Origin of the sequence: Corynebacterium lizhenjunii, assembly GCF_011038655.2 — a bacterium.
GTDB lineage: Bacteria > Actinomycetota > Actinomycetes > Mycobacteriales > Mycobacteriaceae > Corynebacterium > Corynebacterium lizhenjunii.
In genome coordinates this window covers 1,205,188-1,223,467 of record NZ_CP064954.1, presented here as the reverse complement: position 1 = coordinate 1,223,467, position 18,280 = coordinate 1,205,188, and the positions used below count along the sequence as shown (strand labels likewise).

Below are 18,280 nucleotides of genomic sequence, written 5' to 3'. Positions count from 1 at the left end.
GGCACTTTCTCCGTTCCCGACGGCGCGCAGGAGGCTACTTTCGTACACACCCGCGCCCCCACCCGCTAGGATTGGAGCCAATGACTACATTTTCTTCCCTGGGACTTCCCCGGGACATCGTGCAGGTTCTTGCGCGCCAAGGCATAACCACCCCTTTCCCCATCCAGCAAGCCGCCATTCCAGACGCGCTGGCAGGCAAAGATATTTTGGGCCGCGGCCCCACCGGCTCCGGCAAGACCTTTACCTTTGGCCTGCCCACCCTGGCGCGCCTGGCAGGAACCGGGGCATCCCGGCCGGGCCATCCCCGCGCACTCATCCTGGCGCCCACCCGTGAACTTGCCGCCCAAATCCAGCAGCGCCTGGACGAGCCCGCAGCCGCGCTGGGACTGCGCGTGTTGGCCGTGGTAGGCGGTGTGAACATCAAGCAGCACATTCGCCAGCTAGCCCGCCCCGTTGACCTGCTTGTGGCCACCCCTGGACGCGCTCAAGACCTGATCGACCAGGGCTACCTAAAGCTTTCCGATGTCCGCATAACCACCCTCGACGAAGCCGACCAGATGGCAGACATGGGCTTTCTGCCACAGGTGCGCAAGCTGCTGCGCCTGACCCCCGCCGATGGCCAGCGCATGTTGTTTTCTGCCACCCTAGACGGGGACGTAAACAAGCTGGTTAAAGAGTTTTTGCACCAGCCCGCCACCCATTCCACCGCCCCCGTGGAGGCCGCAGTAGACACCATGGAGCACTTCGTGGCCTACGTAGGTAACCGCGATGACCGCAATGAGGTAGTGCTGCGTTTGGGCGCCCGCCCTGGCAAAACCATTATGTTCATGCGCACCAAACACGGCGTGGACCGGCAGGCGAAGAAGCTACGCCGCGCCGGGATCAACGCCTACCCGCTGCATGGCGATAAGGGCCAGGGTGCGCGTACTCGCGCCATCGAGGGCTTCGCCTCTGGCGAGGTCCCCGTTTTGGTGGCCACCGATATAGCCGCCCGTGGCATAGACATCCAGGATGTATCTTTGGTGGTTCACGTCGATCCCCCTGCAGAGCACAAGGCTTACCTGCACCGGGCTGGGCGCACGGCGCGTGGCGGGGCATCGGGCCGCGTGCTCACCCTGGTCATGGATGAGCAGCAAACGGAAGTGGCAACGCTCATCCGCAAAGCCGGGGTCACCGCCGCCACCGTTGATCTCACGGACGTCGACTCCCCTGCCAGCGCCCCCGCCCTCACCAGCCTCTTCGGCGCCGCCCAGCCCTCTGGTGTCCCACTGCCGCCGCCTGGTCAGCCTGATGACCCCGCGTCTGCCAGTTCTGCCCGTTCTACCCGCGCTGCGCGCTCGACGCACTCGACGCGCCGCCGTCCGACAAGCAAGGCAGGAAGGTCCGCCCAAGGTCGAGGCACCGGCAAAGGCGCCAGCAAGGGTGGCGGCTCCAGCCGCGGTGGCAACGCCAGCAAGGGCGGCCAAGCTAACCCGCCACGCGGACAACGTGCCAACCAGCCCCGCAAGCGTTCCCGCTAGCCACACTCCAAGGAGTATTGATGGACTACCTGCGCCCCAGCCACTGGCGCGAGCGCCAAGAAGCCCATGAGGCCGCCGCGGATGATCGTTTGTCCCGCTTCCGTCACCCGGGGTCCTATCACCCGGTCTATGACTTCCTCTTTGAGTATTATCCAGTTCGCCCCAGCCACCTGCGCCGCTGGCACCCGGGCTTCGGGGTGGCCGTGTCTGGCGATGCCCCTCATGCCACCTACCGCGACTACCGCACCGTCCCCGGCCCCGATGGTCCCGCCCACACGGTTGACCTCAAGGCTTTGTGGGCGCGGCGTGGGGAGTCTTTTATCTTCATGCGTGATCTCATGGCGCGCACTATTGATAACCCGGCCACCTTCGACTGCTTTGGCCTGCATGAGTGGGCCATGGTCTACCGCACGGATACCCCGCGCCACGACCTCCCGCTGCGGCTGGGTGCTGAAGGCACCAATGCGGTGGTGGAATCCCACAGGCTCAAGTGCACGCACTATGACGCCTATCGTTTCTTTACTCCCCCGGCTCGCCCGCTGAACTTGACTGTCCTTGAGCGCGCCACCCAGCCCGAGTGCGACCAGTCAGGCTGTGTGCATGCTTCCATGGACGTCTACAAGTGGGCGTGGAAGCTAGGCCCGTTGGTGCCTGGTGAGTTGTTTTTGCAGGCCTTTGATGTGGCCGTGGCCGCGCGCACCTTGGACATGGAGGCCTCCCCCTATGACTGCCGCGACTGGGGTTTTGGAGTGGTGCCCATTGAGACGCCGGAGGGCAAGGCTGAGTACGTGCGCCGCCAGCGCGAGCTTGCCCGCCGCGCCACTTCCTTGCGCCGGGAGCTCATTGCGCTTGTCGATGCCGCCCACACCGCCGCCACTGCCTCCCCCTAGGCGGTTCCGGTTAGGGCTTGGTAGCTTTTGAATAGTAGCTACGGGTGCAGCTCTCGCGTCTCCGTCTCCTCCCTCAGGCTTGCCCGTAATTCCCCGGCTATGAGGAATTCCCCGACTATGAGGCACCGGTTCCAGGGAACGCGGCTTGTCGCGCGGTCCAATACTGTGGTGGCGGCTAGACTTGCTGCAACGATTTGTTCAGTTTTGGTTGGCTTGCGGGTATATTTCCGCGCGCCGGCGGGAAGGACTTCAGGGCTGACTATGGGACGCCACGCTAACGGGAAGAATACGTTTGCCATGGCTTGGTGGGTGGTGGCACTGCTCATCGCCGTGAGTGCGGCGCTGGTTTTCGGCGCCGTGTGGATTGTGGCCAACCAGAATGATTCGAAAGCAGACGCTACCGCGCAGCCCGCCGCCCCCAGCCGTGTGGAGTCCACGGTGGCATCCACCACGCAATCGTCGGCGCCTTCGTCTAGCAGCGTCCCGGAGGCAACTTCGTCAGAAATGACCACTTCCGAGGCCCCGAGCTCCGCGCCCGCACCTGCACCTGCACAGGCGCAACTCAGCGATACCCTCTTCCTACTCGACACTTCCGCCGCCATGGCCCAGGCCTACCCTGCGGTAGCTCCCGTTCTTGCCGATGCCGCCCGCCAAACCAGCGCCGCAGGCCACGCCGTAGCCCTGTGGAACTACTCCAGTCCCCTGTCAGCTACGGCGCGCGTGGGCTACCGAAATAACGTGGGCTTCGGTCCGGGCGAGCCCGTGGCCCAGGCCGTAACCATGTTTGGCACTGGCGGCTATACGCACACACGCTCTGCGGTGGTCGCCGCACTGGCTCACGCCAACGAGCACGCCAAGGCCGCCGATACCCCCACCCGCGTTCTCCTTATAACCTCCGGCACCGAGCCGGATATGGACGACGCAGAGTTCCGTTCGGCGGTGAGCAACGCCACCGGTGGCTCCGTTCAGCTCGCCGTCATCCACGTCGGCGACACTCCAGACGAAGTCCTCAAGGACACCGCGGGCCAATTCGCGGAGGCCAACGCCGCCGATTCTAATTCGATGCGCCAAGCCCTAACAACCGTTGCCGGAATCATGGATTAGTACTGCGCGATACATCCAAGACGAAGAAGGCCTCCAGCGAAAACCCGGAAAACTAATACAAAGCCCCGGCCGTTCTTTAGTGGCGATTCACTGAAAGACGGCCGGGGCTTGTGCGTTTGGTGGTTTAAGAAGTGCGGCGCTCGCGACGGGCAGCTAGTTCGTCGAGGCCCACGACGTTGTCGGTGAACATCTCATCCACGCGCTCGGAGGGGAAGTCCGCAATGGTCCCGGTAAGCTCCTTCACAATGCCTGGAACAGCGATGCCGAATACGCCCTGGCCGCCTGCCAGGAGGTCAATAACTTCCTCGTTGGAGCGGCACTCGTAAACGGTAGTGCCATCAGAGACAAGGGTTAGCTCGGCCAGATCATTGACACCACGATCGCGCAGGCCATCTACAGCGAGGCGAATGTTTTGCAGTGAAATACCGGTGTCCAGCAGGCGCTTGACAATCTTGAGCACGAGGACGTCTTTGAAGGAGTAGAGACGTTGGGAGCCGGAGCCGCGAGCGGTGCGGATAGAGGGGCTAACCAAGTTTGTGCGGGCCCAGTAGTCCAGCTGACGGTAGGTAATCCCGGCAACCTGGCAAGCAATCGGCACGCGGTAGCCCACTTCCTCATCAGGGCCGAGGTCAAACAAGGACTCCTGGACGTAGTTGTTATTGCTCACGGTGTTCTCCATTGGTCTTGGGAGACTAAGACGTCTCTAAAGCTTCATTAAATGCGATGTCGGCCGTGCAGTCAATCATCCTTAAGATGCAGTAGATGCCGCGGACCGTGCAAACTCTTAAGTAGAACTTTAGACCCTTTGCAGCCCATTTGCACCATTAGTCACAGGCGTGTCATTACATCACTGGAATTTACCCCCGCTACTCCCCCACGTCGAAATCGTCTTCCTCGACTCCCAGGGAGCGCATTAAATCCGCGAAGTCCCTATCTGCTTGGAAGTCATTAGGCTTCGCAGCACCGGCAGAGTCCTTGCTCTTGCGGTTGCGCTTATTCTTCTTGGCCACCTTGGGCATGGTGGTATCCAGGTACTCCTCCAATTCTTCTGGCGTGGTGTAGACGCCAATTCGCTTGAGCAGGGTCTCCTCAATTGTGAACTGCGCCCCAAAGTGGTCAGCCATGATCACGGCCTCCGACACAGCCATATCTCCCATCAGGCCATCACTATTGCGCACCGTGAAGAAGAAACGACCGCGCTCGTAGATGGACATATTCACACTTTCCACCCCACCCATCGCTTCTGCCGAGCGAAGCAGCGCGTCGATGGCGCGGTAGCGGTTGTCTTGCTCCCCCTTGAGGTAGACTTCCGCCAAGTAGGGCTCATAGCCAGAAGCCCACACCGGGATAACCAGCTGTTCCTCGGGTTCCACAAAAACGAAGCAGTGTACGGTTTCCATCTCGTCTTCTTTGACTCCGACCAATTCCAGCTTGCGCAGCGTCATAACGGCATCCTTTCAGTCACGGCAATGTGGGGCCAAGTGTTGTCCTGTATTGTGCGTTGCCGATAGTCTACCCCGCCCCGCGGACACAAAACCCCGCTGTGCACCTGCGCTTGCCTCCTGAAGAGGCCTGGCGGTGCACGGCGGGGTCTCGGCACTGTCAAAGCTGCGAGGTTAGGGCTGGTACTCGCTGCGCAAGTCGGTCTTGAGCAAGGTACCGTGCAGGGAGACCACCAGGGCGGCCATCTGCTGGGATAGCTCTTCGGCTTGCTGGCGAGCGGTGTCTGACTTGGTAGTGGCCACTGGGTTAGCCACCTGGGCAATAAGATCGGCGTGACGGCGAGCGTTATTGCGCAAAGTCTTAATCTGGCGCGAATCGAAACCAAAGGCCTTCAGTGCCAGGGCGGTGGAAATCACCGCCACATCATCAGCAGTAAAGAACCCAGAGACATCCGGGGTGACCAACCCCAGCTTGACCAGGTTGGCAACCTCTTCCTCCGTGGTGTTTGCCTGTGCGGCAACGTCGGCATCGGTAAGCCTAGTGACAGCCGGAGCGCGGAACTGTTCCGGAGACACCAGGGTCTCAGCCTGGCCTGCCCCCACAATAGCGGTGACCTGACCGGAGTCCATGGCATCAAGCTGTTCCTTGATCACCTTCAACGGAGTGTAGTTGTCCCGCTGAGTGGTCAAGATGAAGCGCAGCCGATCAATGTCGGCCTCCGTAAAACGGCGGTACCCAGAGGCAGTACGCTGCGGGGTAATCAGCCCCTCGGACTCCAAGAAGCGAATCTTGGATACGGTCACATCCGGAAACTGCGTATTCAGGGTATTAAGAACCACGCCAATGGACATGGTCTTAGCTTTCTTGGCGCCCGCCTGCCCTTGCGGGCGCACGGCTGCCGAGCTGTGTCGTGCTGCGTTCACTAAACTACGCTCACCTAAAGATCGAAACGGACGGGGTAACAGACGTGGCGCGAACTAAGCCTGACCAGCGATAAAGACCAAGCGGAACTTGCCAATCTGAATCTCATCGCCCACGGCCAGCTCCTGAGAGTTGCGCGGCTCCCGGTTGACATAGGTGCCGTTGAGAGATCCCACATCGACAACCTCAAACTTGCCGTCATTGATGCGAAACTCTGCGTGGCGACGCGACACCGTGACGTCGTCCAGGAAGATGTCGGACTCCGGGTGGCGGCCCGCGGTGGTGGTCTCGCGGTCCAACAAGAAGCGGGCCCCAGCGTTGGGACCACGCTTGACTACCAAGAGGCCCTGGCCAGCGGGTAGGTTATCTACGCTAAGCGCGGCATTATCGGAAGTAGCAGCGCCGGACTCCATCTCCTTCAACAGGTCTGAACGGAAGACGGAGGTGGTCTCTACCTGCGGCTCCGGGGTTCCAGTATTTTCGCTCATCATTTCCTCCGATGGGTCGGACCTACACAATTACTGCCTACCAATCATAGCCATGTATCCGCCACAGCGGTTAAGTCGGCCTAAAACTGGCTGAGTTTGACTCCTAAAACTGGCTGAATCTGACTGAATCTGGCTAACGGAAAATGTTGCCAATACCCCGCAGTACGGAGTTGCCGCTTCCCGCCAGGGGGTTATCAGAGACCATGTATGTCCACGTCGCGCTTGGTCGCGACAGCCCGGCGTCCTCCAGATGGGCGCCTTCTGCATCAATGCGCACTGTGTTAAAAGTCTCAACGGCCTTATCCACCGCATCTTGAGCCAGATGCTTGAACTCGCGCACAGCAATGCGGTGATACTCCGCAATCGGGGTCTCCCGGGCAATCGCACGCAGGTGAATGGACTCACGCACGTCGTCCATCACCTCCAAATGATCTGCCCATGCCAGGTCCAGGTGATACAGCATGATGGTGCGCGCCGCCCGCTCTAGCACCTCTTCGTCCAGGCCGGCATCGCGCAACTCGGCGGCGCGCGCCGGCGCGCGTTGGGAAAGCTCCTGCCAGGCTTGATCACTGTCCAAGAGGTTGGCGCGACGCTCGTCGATGATAATGCGCTGATCTGCCAACAATTGGTTGTACTTCCACGTCTGGGAGTGGATCTCTAGCAACTGGCCTTCGGTGACGCGTTGGCAATGGGCGATGAAGTCGCGTACCCGCTTAGAATCCACCCGGCCGGAGGCATCCGGTCGCGCAGATAGAGACTCGTCTTCGCCACCTTGGCGCACAACGTCGTCTTCCAGAGAGATGAAAAACACGCTAGTCCCCGGATCGCCTTGGCGCCCTGCCCGTCCACGCAGCTGATTATCCAGCCGGGACGTGCGATATCGCGAGGTCCCGATTACAGCCAAGCCGCCCAATGCAATGACCTCAGCGTGGTCGGCGCCGTCAGCCCCGCCGAGCTTGATGTCGGTGCCGCGTCCAGCCATCTGGGTAGAAACCGTTACCCGGCCCAGATCGCCGGCCTGGGCAATAATGCCGGCCTCCTCCGCGTCATTTTTAGCGTTGAGCACATTGACCGCAATCTCGCGCTCATGCAAAGCTGCGGCTAGCTCCTCAGACTCCGCCACATCGTGGGTGCCTACCAAGACGGGCTGCCCAGTGGCGTGAATCCGTTCAATCTCTTCAACGATGGCCCGGTTCTTCTCCGCGATGGTGGCATAGACCCTATCGGCCTCATCTACACGCTGCAGTGGATTATTGCGCTCAATGACAGACACCCGCAGCCCATAAAACTCGCGGAGCTGATCAGTCGCCTCTACCGCAGTACCAGTCATCCCGCACACCAACGGGTACCGGCGCATCAACTCCTGCAGCGTGATGGTGTCAAGTATGCGTCCGCCTTCCGAGACCTCTAGGCCCTCTTTAGCTTCTACTGCGGCCTGGAGGCCATCAGGCCAGCGCTGCAGCTGTGCTACGCGGCCGCGGGAGGCATCGATAAGCGAAAGCTTGCCCTCGTTGACAATGTAGTGAATATCGCGGATAAGCAGGGCGCGCGCATGCAGCGCCAAGTTCACCTTCACCAAAATAGTGCCGATATTTTCCTCCGAGTACAGCGAGTCAATCCCTAACTCCTGCTCCACCCGCCTGGCGCCTTCATCAGTCAGAGACACCGCGCGGCCATCGTCATTGATCACATAGTCTTGCCCCTCCCGCAGGCGAGCGACCACGGCCGTAATCTGGCCGGTCGGCGCCTCTCCTGGCCGGTTGCCAGCCAACACCAACGGCACTAAGGCCTCATCGACCAGCACGGAATCAGCCTCATCCACCAAGGCCACGTCCGCACGTGCCTGCACAGCCTGGCTGCGCTCCGTAATCTGGTTATCCCGCAAGACATCAAAGCCCAACTCCGCCACCGGCGCGTAGACAATATCGGCCTGATACGCCTGGCGGCGCTGCTTCGCATCCAGCTCCTCTGTCACCGAATCCACACTCAGACCAAAGAATTCCACCAAGGGCCGCATCCATTCGGCATCACGCCCAGCCAGGTAATTATTCACCGTCACCAAGTGGACTCGCTTGCCAGTTAAGGCGAACCCGGTAGCGGCCATCGCGCCCACCAACGTCTTGCCCTCACCAGTGGCCATGTGGATCACATCACCTTCAAGCAGGCGCAGCACCGCCTGGGACTGCACATGGTGCGGCGCCATGCCCAGCGTGCGCTGGCTAGCCACAGCCAAAGCTGCCAGGAATGCTGGCTTGTCCGCGATGGCACCTGCGGCCACGGCCGCACGGGCGGCGTTGGCCACGGCGGCATCGTCAAGCTGTGCTAAATCTGCCGTGGCAGCAGCGGAACCATCCACAATGGCCTTGGACTTTTTGTCGTTGCGCTCAGACTGCGCCCCCATCGCCTTCCAGAACCAATCAAATGCGCCCATGTGTGCCCTCCTCGGAAAATACGTACCCACAAGACTTTAATCACCTCTGGCTCCCCTGGCCTAACACCACCCTGGTTAGGCTCGCTATTGTAGAGCGCATGCACTCCGTGAACGTGACTGTACCTTCAAGTACGGGTACTGCGATGGCCGGGACCATCGATTTCCCAGATTCACCACCCGTAGCATTCGCCATTTTCGCGCACTGTTTCGCAGGCTCCCGGCACACCCCAGGGGCGGCGCGGACGTCAAAGCAGCTGACTAATTTTGGAATAGCAACGCTGCGCTTTGATTTTCCGGGCCTAGGCCAGTCCGAAGGGGACTTCGCGGATACCTGCTTTAGCCAAAATGTTGCCGATATTCAGGCCGCCGCCACTTGGTTGGAGCAGCACTACCGGGCCCCGCAGCTGCTCATGGGGCATTCCCTGGGCGGTGCCGCTACCCTGGCAGCCGCCAGTTCCATCCGTTCTCTGCGCGCTGTGGCCACGCTGGGCGCGCCGTTTGATCCTGCCCATTCTGTTTTGCACTACGCCGATAAAATTGGTGAAGTCGATGAGCACGGGGAGGTCGAAGTAACCCTAGGCGGGCGAAAATTGACCATTTCGCGGACCTTCTTGGAGGATCTGGCAGAGACCGACCCCATAGTGTACCTGCGCAGACTGCGCAAGCCGCTGATGGTGCTACACTCGCCGATTGATCAGACCGTGGGCATTGATAACGCCCAGAACATCTTTAAATCCACCCGCTACCCGAAGTCTCTGGTGGCGTTGGATAAGGCAGACCATTTGCTTACTAAGCAGGGCGCCGCCGCCCGTGCCGCTGATTTGATTGGCGCGTGGGCGGAGCAGTTCCTGGTGCCGGACAACTCCCCCGAAGAAGTCGACATCAACACCGCGCTGACCCACAAGGCCATCGGTACCAAGTATGGCGTGGTGGCGCGCAGCAATAACCGGGAGGTGTTTGCAGACCGCTCCAAGGCCGACGGCGGCAAGGGTCAGGGCTTTACTGCCGAGGGCCTGTTTATGTCGTCGTTGTCAGTGGCTAGCACCCAGCTGATTTTGGCCGCAGCACGCAAGGACCCCACCCTCAAGGTCGAGGATGTCTCGGTGCGGGTCGAGCAGCAGGGCCCGCAGGCCTTTGTCCGGCACATCAACATTGTGGGTGAACTCACCGCTGCCCAGCGCGAAGAGTTGCTTGCCGCCGCGGCCCCCGCCCACTTGCCAGTGCTCTTCTCTAGCATTGAGCTTGCCGATGCCCCCTAAACCGCCCTCTCAGCTGCCGCCAAAGCGTTGCCCGTGCGGCACCGGATTATCCTTTGACCAATGTTGCGGCAAATACCACGCGGGCCAGCCCGCCCCCACTGCTGAGGCGCTGATGCGCTCACGGTTTAGTGCGTTTGTTACCGGTGATAGCCGCTACCTGCTAGACACCTGGGACCCGCGAACACGTCCCAGCGAGCTCAACCTCGAAGATATGCCGGTGCGCTTTTACCGGCTGGAGATTGTGCACGCCGAAGGCGGTGGATTGTTTGACAGCACCGGCGTGGTGGAATTCGAGGCCTTCTACAAAGGCGCGGCTAGCGGTTCGCAGCGTGAGCGCTCCACCTTCCACCGGCACAACGGCCGCTGGTACTACAGCTCCGGCGAGGTAGAATAGTCCCGCAAACGCCCGGCTACCTGGGCACTTGGCCACCGGATTGCAATGGTGTAATCTTGAGCCGTCCGCGGCACTCACGGGTGCGGCGAACGGACGGGCTATGGCGCAGTTTGGTAGCGCACTACACTGGGGGTGTAGGGGTCGCAGGTTCAAATCCTGTTAGCCCGACAAACCGGCAGACTAGGAATCCTTCCTAGTCTGCTTTTCCTTTCCGCCCCTCCGCCATGCGACAACGACCCCTGACTACGGTAGACTACCCGCCATGACCAGTGCTTCTTTCTTTGGCCTGGTGTGGCCGGGTAAGGAAGCCGCGCGCGCCCTCGCTGAAGCACCTAGCCCCGCCGAGTTTCGCCCCCGGAACCGCTCCACTACTCGGCCTGCTGCCCACCGGGTCTACGTTGGCGATAACCTGCACGTACTCAAGCACTTGGCCCAGACCCAACCGGGCAGCGTGGACGTGATCTATATTGACCCGCCGTATAACACGGGTCGCGACTTTATGTACCGGGATAACTTCCGTCGCAGACGCCCCTCCAGTACAGCTGATTACGGGCGCTGGCATGCTGATTGGCTGTCCATGATGCTCCCGCGGCTTGTCCTTGCCCGCCAAGTTCTGGCCCCGCACGGCTTTATCTGCATATCCATCGGCGACGACGAGTGCGCTAACCTGCGCAAAGTCGCCGATGAGGTCTTTGGAGAGGATTGCTTTGCCGGCCAGTTGATCTGGAAGAAAGGCGGGACTGGGAAGAATGACTCCAAGTACGCCATAGTCGAACACGAATATGTGCTGGTCTACGCCCGCACTGCGGACAATCCCGGGTTTAACGTAGACGCCCAGGCACACACGAGCACCAAGTACAACTACGAGGATGAGCACGGCCGCTACTCCCTAGTGCGCCTGGACTCGAAAACCTTGGGCTACTTGCCCAGTTTGGATTTCACCATCACTGGGCCAGACGGGCAGCAATACCGGCCCCATAACCCGGCGGGCCGCACGCAGGTGGCGCGCTGGCGCTGGAGCCAGGAAAAGGTCGCGGCGCAGCGCGATGAGCTGGTTTTCCGCCGTGGGTTTGTCTATACCAAGAATTATCAAAAGCACGGCGCCCGCCCACGCAGTGTCTTAGACGGTCAGCGCTTTGGCGTGACCCGCACGGGCAAGCGGGAGGCAGAGGCGGCGTTGGGAGTGGCAGGGGTCTTTGACTTTCCTAAGCCCGTGCGGCTGGTTCAGCACCTGCTGGCATTGTGCGGTGGGCCGGACGCCGTGGTCTTGGACTTTTTTGCCGGCTCTGGAACTACCGCGCAGGCAGTCGCTGAGCTCAATGCCGCCGATGGCGGGACCCGCAGCGTGCTCCTGGCGCAGCTGCCGGTACCTACTGAACCCTCGTCGCCTGCCCGCGCTGCGGGCTTTGCCACGCTTGCCGATGTCTGCATTGCCCGGGCGCGCGCTACCTTGCAAGGGGTTCCCGCAACCGGAGAAGACCTCCCAGGGGCGGTGGTGGACGTCATCGACGTCGTAGAGACAAACGCAGGCTAGACCTCATTGGCAGAATTCTCGGTTCCAGCGACGCGTCCGGGGATAGCGAAGAAATCCAAGACGGCATCGGAAGCAAAGCCTTCCGGCAGGCCATTGCTCTTGTCATACTTGCCGCCGGGCCAAACATGGCTACCGCCGCCAATACGGATATGCTCCAGCGGTGCGCTACATCCCGTCCAGGACATGCGCACGGAATTATTAGACAGGCGTGTGGTGACGATCTGCTCGCTGCATTCATTGCGCTGCTCATCATTGCTCAGGACGTCCATGACGGAACTATAGGACTCGCCATGGCGGCTCCCACCAAAATATGACACCACGGGATCATCGGTGCCGTGAATATCCAGCCTTCCCACCGGCGTCGCGTGGTACTCCCGGCAACCATCGTGGATCTTGTCATAGTAGGCGGCAGAAACTGACGCCACGGCGGCAAAGACTTCGGGCATCTGACAACCGAGATAGGCAGCAAATCCCCCGCCATTAGACATCCCGGCGGCATAAATACGGTGGTCATCTACCGCATAGGTGGCGCGGATGGCGTCGACCACCGCGCGAACGAACGCCACGTCTTGCTCCCCCGTTGCCGTCGCATAGGGTGCCGGGGCCCACGCCTTATCCTGCCCCTGGGGGAAAGCAACGATGGCCTGTGCGGCATCAAAATCAGTGTAGGCAGACATGGTCTCTGCGGTCTCGGACCAGCCATGGAAGCTCAACAGCACTGGCCACTGGCGCTGCGCAGAGTAGTTCTGCGGCAGCCGCAATAGGAAATAACGCCCGCTGGGCAGGTTAATGCGCTTGATCTCCCCCGGTTCCGGGCCAGAAATCGGCGAGGAGGTGGGAAATCCCAATGCCGAAGCACTCGGCTTGGCACTCGCGGCAGAAGAAGGCGCCTGCTGTTTGTCATCCGGGGCAGTGCTCCCACATCCTACCAAGGCCACACTCGCTACAGCGGCCGTGATGATGGAGCACAGCATCCTCCGGGAGCTCACGAACAACCCTCCTGCCCAGGACTACAGACAACCATGCCGCCTGGAACACAGCGCCCCGGCGGCGTCTTAACGTTACCACTTACCCCCGTGCGCGCTACAGTTAAAGGCCATGTCTTTGCCTGCTAATTACCCCGCATATCGGCGGCCGTCGCGCCGCCAAGAGCCACGTTTTAGTACCCCGTCCCAGCGTTTGGCTGGCGCCGCTGCTTTCGAGCAGGGGGCAGATGAATACGATGACATCCGCCCGGGGTACCCGCTAGAGGTAGCAGATTTGCTGCGCGGTGCGCAGCGCGTGGTGGACATCGGCGCGGGCACTGGTAAATTTACCCGCACCGTGCACGCCCCGCAGGTTCTCGCCTTGGATCCTTCCCAGCAGATGTGCCGCCAGTTGCGGGAGTCTGTCGATGCCCCCGTCTGGCAAGCCACCGCCGAAGCCACCGGGCTTGCAGACAATAGTGTCGATGCCGCCACCTGCGCTCAGGCCTGGCATTGGGTCGATGTGGAAGCCGCGTGCACGGAACTCGACCGCATCATTCGCCCCGGCGGGCACGTTCTACTGGTGTGGAACACCATTGATGTCGAGGCCGCCCCGTGGGTGCTACGGCTTAGCCGCATTATGCACTCCGGTGATGTGCACGCCCGGGGCTTTGTGCCCAGGATAGCCGGGCCGTGGCGGGGGCATCGGGAGCTTAGGCTGCAATGGGAGCACCAACTCACCCCGCCCCAGCTGCACAGCCTCATGCACACTCGCGCCTACTGGCTGCGCAACGGCTCGAGCGTTCGCCAGCGAATGACACAGAACCTGGACTGGTACCTCTACGAGCACCTGGGGCACAGCCCGGACGAAGAGCTAGCTATCCCCTACCGCACGGACGCGTTCCTGCTCGCACGCGAATAGCCGAAGGTTAAGCTAGAGCAGCACTCCCGCCAGCAGGGAGCCGACCACGCAGGACGTGAACACTGAAATCGCGCCGGGAATAATAAAGGAATGGTTGATCACAAACTTGCCGATGCGCGTGGTGCCCGTACGGTCAAACCCAATACACGCCAAATCTGAGGGATAGGTAGGCAGGATGAAATAGCCATAGGCAGCGCCGTAGAAGCCGACGATGACCGCAGGGTCAATGCCCACGGTGCACTTTCAACTACCCCGCCCAGGCTAGCCTCCAGGGCCTCTACGTGGTGTTCAAAGAAGGTGTCGGCCATCCACGCTACGCCAAAGACGGAAAACACTGCGGTCATACCAGCCTTAAACACCGGGGTGGAGGCAATCTTCTTATTATCTACTTCACACAGAATCAAGATCGCAGCACCAGCAGCCAGCATGACCATTTGGATGGCCAGGTTCATCGACAAGGCTTTGAGCTCACCATCTTCTGTTGGAAAGGATGGTCGCAGAGCCTCTACAGCACCAAGCAACACCACGAGGCCGATGGCGGACAGGAAGATGACCACAGAGCGTTTTGCGCTGGCCGGGAATACCTCGTCGAGCAGGGAATGGCTAGAGGTTTGGATCGATTGCGCAAACTCCGGATCCTGCATTTTTTCTTGAAACACCGGATCTTTATCCAGATCCTTGCCGCGGCGCAGCGACCACAGTGCCGCGAGCACCACTCCGGACAGTGAGGCGGGAATGGCCACCATCAATATCTGCGGAATGCCCATCTGCACAGACGTGGAGGCCACAGCCATGGGGCATTCGGGGCGAATGCCCTTCTTCAAGGCGATATCCTCAATGATGGGAAACATCGTATAAACGACATGCCCGGTTCGACACCCGCAGGGCGAACAGTGGGCGTTTAGCCCGCTGGGCGGGCGTCTAGCACTATGCCCGCCGCGGGGGCCTTTAGCATTATGCCATCCGGCCAGACAATAGGCAGCATGCCCGGTGGGCGGGCCGTAGACAGCATGCCCGCAGCAGGGGCGAGCCTTAGGCGCGAGGGCTAGCGCTTCTTCGTACGACGCTCGCGCACCCGCACCGCAATTCGCACGGGCGAGCCGTGGAAACCAAAGCGCTCGCGGAACTTGCGCTCCAGGTAGCGCCGGTACCCGGCATCAAGGAAGCCGGTGGTAAACAGCACGATGGTTGGCGGCTGCGTAGACGCCTGGGTGGCAAAAAGCACCCGCGGCAGACGGTTATTCTTCATCGGTGGCGGATTAGCCGCGATAGCCTCACGCAACCAGGTGTTCAGCTGCCCGGTGGAGACGCGTTGGTCCCAAGAATCCAGCGCCTCCAGCATGGCTGGCTCGAGTTTCTGCAGGGCACGGCCGGTCTGGGCAGAGATATTGATACGCGAAACCCACGGCAGGTGCGCCAGCTGTTGCTCAATTTCCCGGTCCAAGAAGTAGCGGCGATCCTCAGACATCAGATCCCACTTATTAAAGGCGATGACCAAGGCCTTGCCGGCTTCCAACACCATGTTAAGCACGCGTTGGTCCTGCTCAGAGATTTCCTGAGAGGCATCAATGAGCATCACGCACACCTCAGCAGCATCGATTACACCGCGTGTACGCAGGGAGGCATAATACTCATGCCCCTGGGCATTCTTGACCTTCTTACGCAGGCCAGCGGTATCAATAAACTTCCACAATTGCTGATCCAGCTGGACCAGCGAGTCCACCGGGTCCACAGTCGTACCCGCCACGTTATCTACCACGGAGCGCTCCTCGCCCGTGAACTTATTCAACAGCGAAGACTTCCCCACATTCGGCTTGCCCACTAGGGCCACGCGGCGCGGACCAGAGGTAATCGACGCCGCCCGGGGCTGGTCTGGGAACAGTCGCAAGACCTCGTCGAGCACATCCGCGCCACCGCGGCCGTGTTGGGCAGATACCGGCCAGGGATCGCCCAATCCCAGGGCATAAAACTCCGCCATGTCCGCGTACATGTTGTCCGAGTCAAACTTATTGGACACCAGCACCACGGGCACATCCGATTTTTGCAGCTTGCGCGCCATTACCGAGTCCGTCTCCGTGATGCCCACCTTGGTATCAACCACAAAGACGATGACATCCGCCGTAGACATTGCCACTTCCGCCTGCCGGGCAATCGCCGCGTGAATGCCTTTGACGTTGGGGTCCCACCCGCCGGTGTCCTGAACCAAAAAACGCTGCCCGTTCCACTCCGCCACGTAGGAAATACGGTCGCGGGTAACGCCCGGGTGGTCTTCCACCACAGCCTCACGTCGGCCCAAGAAGCGGTTCACCAGGGAGGATTTGCCCACATTGGGCCTGCCCACCACAGCTACCGTGCATAGGTTTTCTTCAATATGTCCATCGGCGTTAACGCCATAGGCGCGCTCAATCTCCGCCCATTGCTCTTCCGTCAGCGCTTCTTCGTTGATGGCGCCAATGGCATATTCAGCATCTCCAAATTCGGGCTTCCCAAATTCAGAGTCGTCGAACCCGGCTGAATCAAACTCGGCCTCATCAAAGTCGAAGTCACCAAAGTCTGCCTCCTCAAAGTCGGCATCCGCCCACCCATCATGGGGTGCGCGCACTTCCTCTTCCTCCAACTTTCCATGAGGATAGTGGAATACAGTTTCCGGCTCCTGCTCATGTCCCGAGCTACCGGTTGGGGAATTACTCATGTGCAGTCTCCTTCACAATCTCAATCAGGCAGTCGAGAACCTCGTCCAACGTCATGTCGGAAGTATCCACCACGCGGGCATCATCGGCAGGTCGCAGCGGCGAGGTGGCGCGGGAGGAATCCGCGGCGTCGCGGCGCTGGACATCGGCAAGCACAGCGTCAAAGTCGGCCTCCATGCCTGCAGCAAGATTTTGCTCATAGCGGCGCTGGGCACGCACCTGCGCGGAGGCAGTCAGGTAGACCTTTGCGGGGGCATCGGCAAGCACCACGGTGCCAATGTCGCGGCCCTCCACAATCGCCCGGTGCGACGTGCGCGCCAGCTTGCGCTGCAGCTCCACCAAATTGTGCCGCACCTGCGGGATAGCAGAAACTGCAGAAACCGCGCGGGTGACCTCATCCCCGCGAATCTCCCGGGAAACGTCCTCGCCGGCCAAAAAGACCTGCTTCGAATCAGGATCGTCACTAACCTCCAGCGGCAAATCCGCCGTCGCAGCAATCACCTCAGCATTATCTGCCGGGTCCACACCCGCGCGCAACACCGCCAACGTGGCAATACGATACATCGCCCCCGTGTCGATATAGCGCGCATCCAGCTGCTTTGCCAACGCCCGGCACGTCGAGGACTTCCCAGTGCCCGAAGGCCCATCCACAGCCACAATCAAACCATCATCTGCCAAGTTACTAATCATTACATCCCCACCGCCTTATATAGGCTGGTCAGCTCGTTAGAATTCAGCGCCCGCAGGCTGCCAGGCTTCATGTCCCCTAACTGCACGGTGTGCATCTTTGTGCGCACCAGCCGCTGCACCGGATAGCCAGCCTCCTTGAGCATACGGCGCACAATGTGCTTGCGGCCCTCGTGCAGCTCCAAGCGAATTAGAGACAAACCTTGGTTCTTGTCCACAATCTGCGCAAAATCCACTTGTGCCAGGCCGTCTTCCAGCTCTATGCCCTCCTTGAGGGTGCGCAGTAGCTTCCTGTCCGCCTCCCCGAGCACCGTTGCCAGGTAGGTTTTGGAGACTTCGTAGCGCGGGTGCATCAAGCGGTTGGCCAGCTCGCCGTCGTTGGTCAGCAGCAACAGGCCTTCAGTATCAGCGTCCAGGCGGCCCACGTGGAACAACCGTTGTCCTGCGGCGACCTTTTCTGCCACCACGTCGCCCACGCAAGGACGGCCCAAATCGTCCGACATGGTCGATTGCATGCCCCGCGGCTTATTCAACACAAAATACTGATGGTTCTCATTGACATTAATACGCACGCCATCCACGCGGATCACGTCCACGTTGGGGTTCACGCGGGTGCCCTGCTTGGTGATGACCTGCCCGTTGACCTCCACGCGGCCCTTGTCGATAAGGATTTCCGCATGACGGCGCGAGGCCACCCCGGCTTTAGCCAGGACTTTTTGCAAGCGCTCACCTGCCGCCTGGTCTGCCGATGCCCCCTCAGCCTCAGCGTGCCTGCTCCCGCCCGCACCGCGCAGGTCCTCTACCAGCCAATCGGCACCCAATGCCTGGGCTACCGACTCGGCTGTGGCCTTGCCAGTGGCGGGCGCTTTTGCATTGCGGTCTGCGCGTTTTACATGTTGGCGGCGTGCAGGCTTGGCGTTGGACAGCAGCATGTCACTATCACGCTGCTTCCTTTCCGGTGTGCCGTCGCGGCGAGCGGGTGGAGTCACGAAGAATCACGTGTCCTTACTATATGGAAATCTTGATGGACAC

At 60.7% G+C, this 18,280-nt stretch carries 16 protein-coding genes, 1 tRNA gene and 1 pseudogene; 8 read left to right on the top strand and 10 right to left on the bottom strand.

The genetic code is table 11. From position 1 onward, the window contains the following. Positions 1 to 80 precede the first annotated feature (80 nt). From G7Y31_RS05665 to G7Y31_RS05655, 3 genes are all read left to right on the top strand, one after another. Positions 81 to 1,520: a DEAD/DEAH box helicase gene (locus G7Y31_RS05665; protein ID WP_165008002.1), complete on the top strand. Its 1,440-nt coding sequence runs from the start codon at positions 81 to 83 to the stop codon at positions 1,518 to 1,520. Between the two features lie 20 nt (positions 1,521 to 1,540). Then, the gene (locus G7Y31_RS05660) at positions 1,541 to 2,410 is read left to right on the top strand and encodes a 3-methyladenine DNA glycosylase (RefSeq protein ID WP_165008000.1); all 870 of its coding nucleotides are present in this window, start codon (positions 1,541 to 1,543) and stop codon (positions 2,408 to 2,410) included. A gap of 297 nt (positions 2,411 to 2,707) precedes the next feature. Continuing rightward, on the top strand, positions 2,708 to 3,514 hold the full coding sequence (locus tag G7Y31_RS05655; RefSeq protein ID WP_165007998.1) for a vWA domain-containing protein: 807 nt from the start codon (positions 2,708 to 2,710) through the stop codon (positions 3,512 to 3,514). 124 nt (positions 3,515 to 3,638) lie between these two features. Here the strand turns inward: G7Y31_RS05655 and G7Y31_RS05650 are convergent, their stop codons facing one another. The 5 genes from G7Y31_RS05650 to secA2 all read right to left on the bottom strand — a co-directional run bounded on the left by G7Y31_RS05650 (position 3,639) and on the right by secA2 (position 8,797). Further along, positions 3,639 to 4,181 carry a MerR family transcriptional regulator gene (locus G7Y31_RS05650; protein ID WP_413227972.1) on the bottom strand — a complete coding sequence of 181 codons (543 nt, stop codon included), beginning with the start codon at positions 4,179 to 4,181 and terminating at the stop codon, positions 3,639 to 3,641. Between the two features lie 199 nt (positions 4,182 to 4,380). Continuing rightward, positions 4,381 to 4,959, bottom strand: coding sequence for a DUF151 domain-containing protein (locus G7Y31_RS05645; RefSeq protein ID WP_165007994.1), 579 nt, complete (start codon positions 4,957 to 4,959; stop codon positions 4,381 to 4,383). A 171-nt stretch (positions 4,960 to 5,130) separates the two neighbouring features. Continuing rightward, on the bottom strand, positions 5,131 to 5,880 hold the full coding sequence (gene ftsR, locus G7Y31_RS05640) for a transcriptional regulator FtsR (protein ID WP_235923067.1): 750 nt from the start codon (positions 5,878 to 5,880) through the stop codon (positions 5,131 to 5,133). A gap of 54 nt (positions 5,881 to 5,934) precedes the next feature. Beyond that, positions 5,935 to 6,366 carry an oxoglutarate dehydrogenase inhibitor Odhl gene (odhI, locus tag G7Y31_RS05635; protein WP_165007992.1) on the bottom strand — a complete coding sequence of 144 codons (432 nt, stop codon included), beginning with the start codon at positions 6,364 to 6,366 and terminating at the stop codon, positions 5,935 to 5,937. A gap of 133 nt (positions 6,367 to 6,499) precedes the next feature. Continuing rightward, positions 6,500 to 8,797 carry an accessory Sec system translocase SecA2 gene (secA2, locus tag G7Y31_RS05630; protein WP_165007990.1) on the bottom strand — a complete coding sequence of 766 codons (2,298 nt, stop codon included), beginning with the start codon at positions 8,795 to 8,797 and terminating at the stop codon, positions 6,500 to 6,502. Positions 8,798 to 8,895: 98 nt separating this feature from the next. Here secA2 and G7Y31_RS05625 point away from each other — a divergent pair, with 98 nt between their 5' ends. The 4 genes from G7Y31_RS05625 to G7Y31_RS05610 all read left to right on the top strand — a co-directional run bounded on the left by G7Y31_RS05625 (position 8,896) and on the right by G7Y31_RS05610 (position 11,984). Beyond that, on the top strand, positions 8,896 to 10,056 hold the full coding sequence (locus G7Y31_RS05625) for a bifunctional alpha/beta hydrolase/OsmC family protein (protein WP_165007988.1): 1,161 nt from the start codon (positions 8,896 to 8,898) through the stop codon (positions 10,054 to 10,056). After that, positions 10,046 to 10,450 (top strand): YchJ family protein, encoded by a 405-nt coding sequence (locus tag G7Y31_RS05620; protein ID WP_165007986.1) that lies wholly within the window; start codon positions 10,046 to 10,048, stop codon positions 10,448 to 10,450. Before G7Y31_RS05625 ends, G7Y31_RS05620 begins: the two co-directional genes overlap by 11 nt. 94 nt (positions 10,451 to 10,544) lie before the next feature. Next, a tRNA-Pro gene (locus G7Y31_RS05615) sits at positions 10,545 to 10,618 on the top strand. Between the two features lie 94 nt (positions 10,619 to 10,712). Then, entirely contained in the window at positions 10,713 to 11,984 is a 1,272-nt protein-coding gene (locus G7Y31_RS05610) for a site-specific DNA-methyltransferase (protein ID WP_165007984.1), read from the top strand. On the opposite strand, the gene G7Y31_RS05605 is transcribed toward G7Y31_RS05610, so the two are convergent. Next, on the bottom strand, positions 11,981 to 12,973 hold the full coding sequence (locus tag G7Y31_RS05605) for a CE1 family esterase (RefSeq protein ID WP_244977448.1): 993 nt from the start codon (positions 12,971 to 12,973) through the stop codon (positions 11,981 to 11,983). The genes G7Y31_RS05610 and G7Y31_RS05605 overlap by 4 nt on opposite strands. Positions 12,974 to 13,082: 109 nt before the next feature. Between G7Y31_RS05605 and G7Y31_RS05600 the strand changes: the two genes are divergently transcribed. After that, entirely contained in the window at positions 13,083 to 13,871 is a 789-nt protein-coding gene (locus tag G7Y31_RS05600) for a class I SAM-dependent methyltransferase (protein WP_165007982.1), read from the top strand. Between the two features lie 12 nt (positions 13,872 to 13,883). Here the strand turns inward: G7Y31_RS05600 and G7Y31_RS05595 are convergent. The 4 genes and pseudogenes from G7Y31_RS05595 to G7Y31_RS05580 form a co-directional block, all read right to left on the bottom strand. Beyond that, positions 13,884 to 14,749: pseudogene (locus G7Y31_RS05595) on the bottom strand (anaerobic C4-dicarboxylate transporter family protein); the annotation flags it as partial. Positions 14,750 to 14,916: 167 nt separating this feature from the next. Further along, positions 14,917 to 16,563, bottom strand: coding sequence for a ribosome biogenesis GTPase Der (gene der / locus G7Y31_RS05590; protein WP_165007980.1), 1,647 nt, complete (start codon positions 16,561 to 16,563; stop codon positions 14,917 to 14,919). Next, positions 16,556 to 17,251, bottom strand: a complete 696-nt coding sequence (gene cmk / locus G7Y31_RS05585) for a (d)CMP kinase (RefSeq protein ID WP_165007978.1) — start codon at positions 17,249 to 17,251, stop codon at positions 16,556 to 16,558. Before cmk ends, der begins: the two co-directional genes overlap by 8 nt. Continuing rightward, positions 17,251 to 18,237 carry a pseudouridine synthase gene (locus tag G7Y31_RS05580; protein ID WP_165007976.1) on the bottom strand — a complete coding sequence of 329 codons (987 nt, stop codon included), beginning with the start codon at positions 18,235 to 18,237 and terminating at the stop codon, positions 17,251 to 17,253. Before G7Y31_RS05580 ends, cmk begins: the two co-directional genes overlap by 1 nt. Between the last annotated feature and the right edge of the window lie 43 nt (positions 18,238 to 18,280).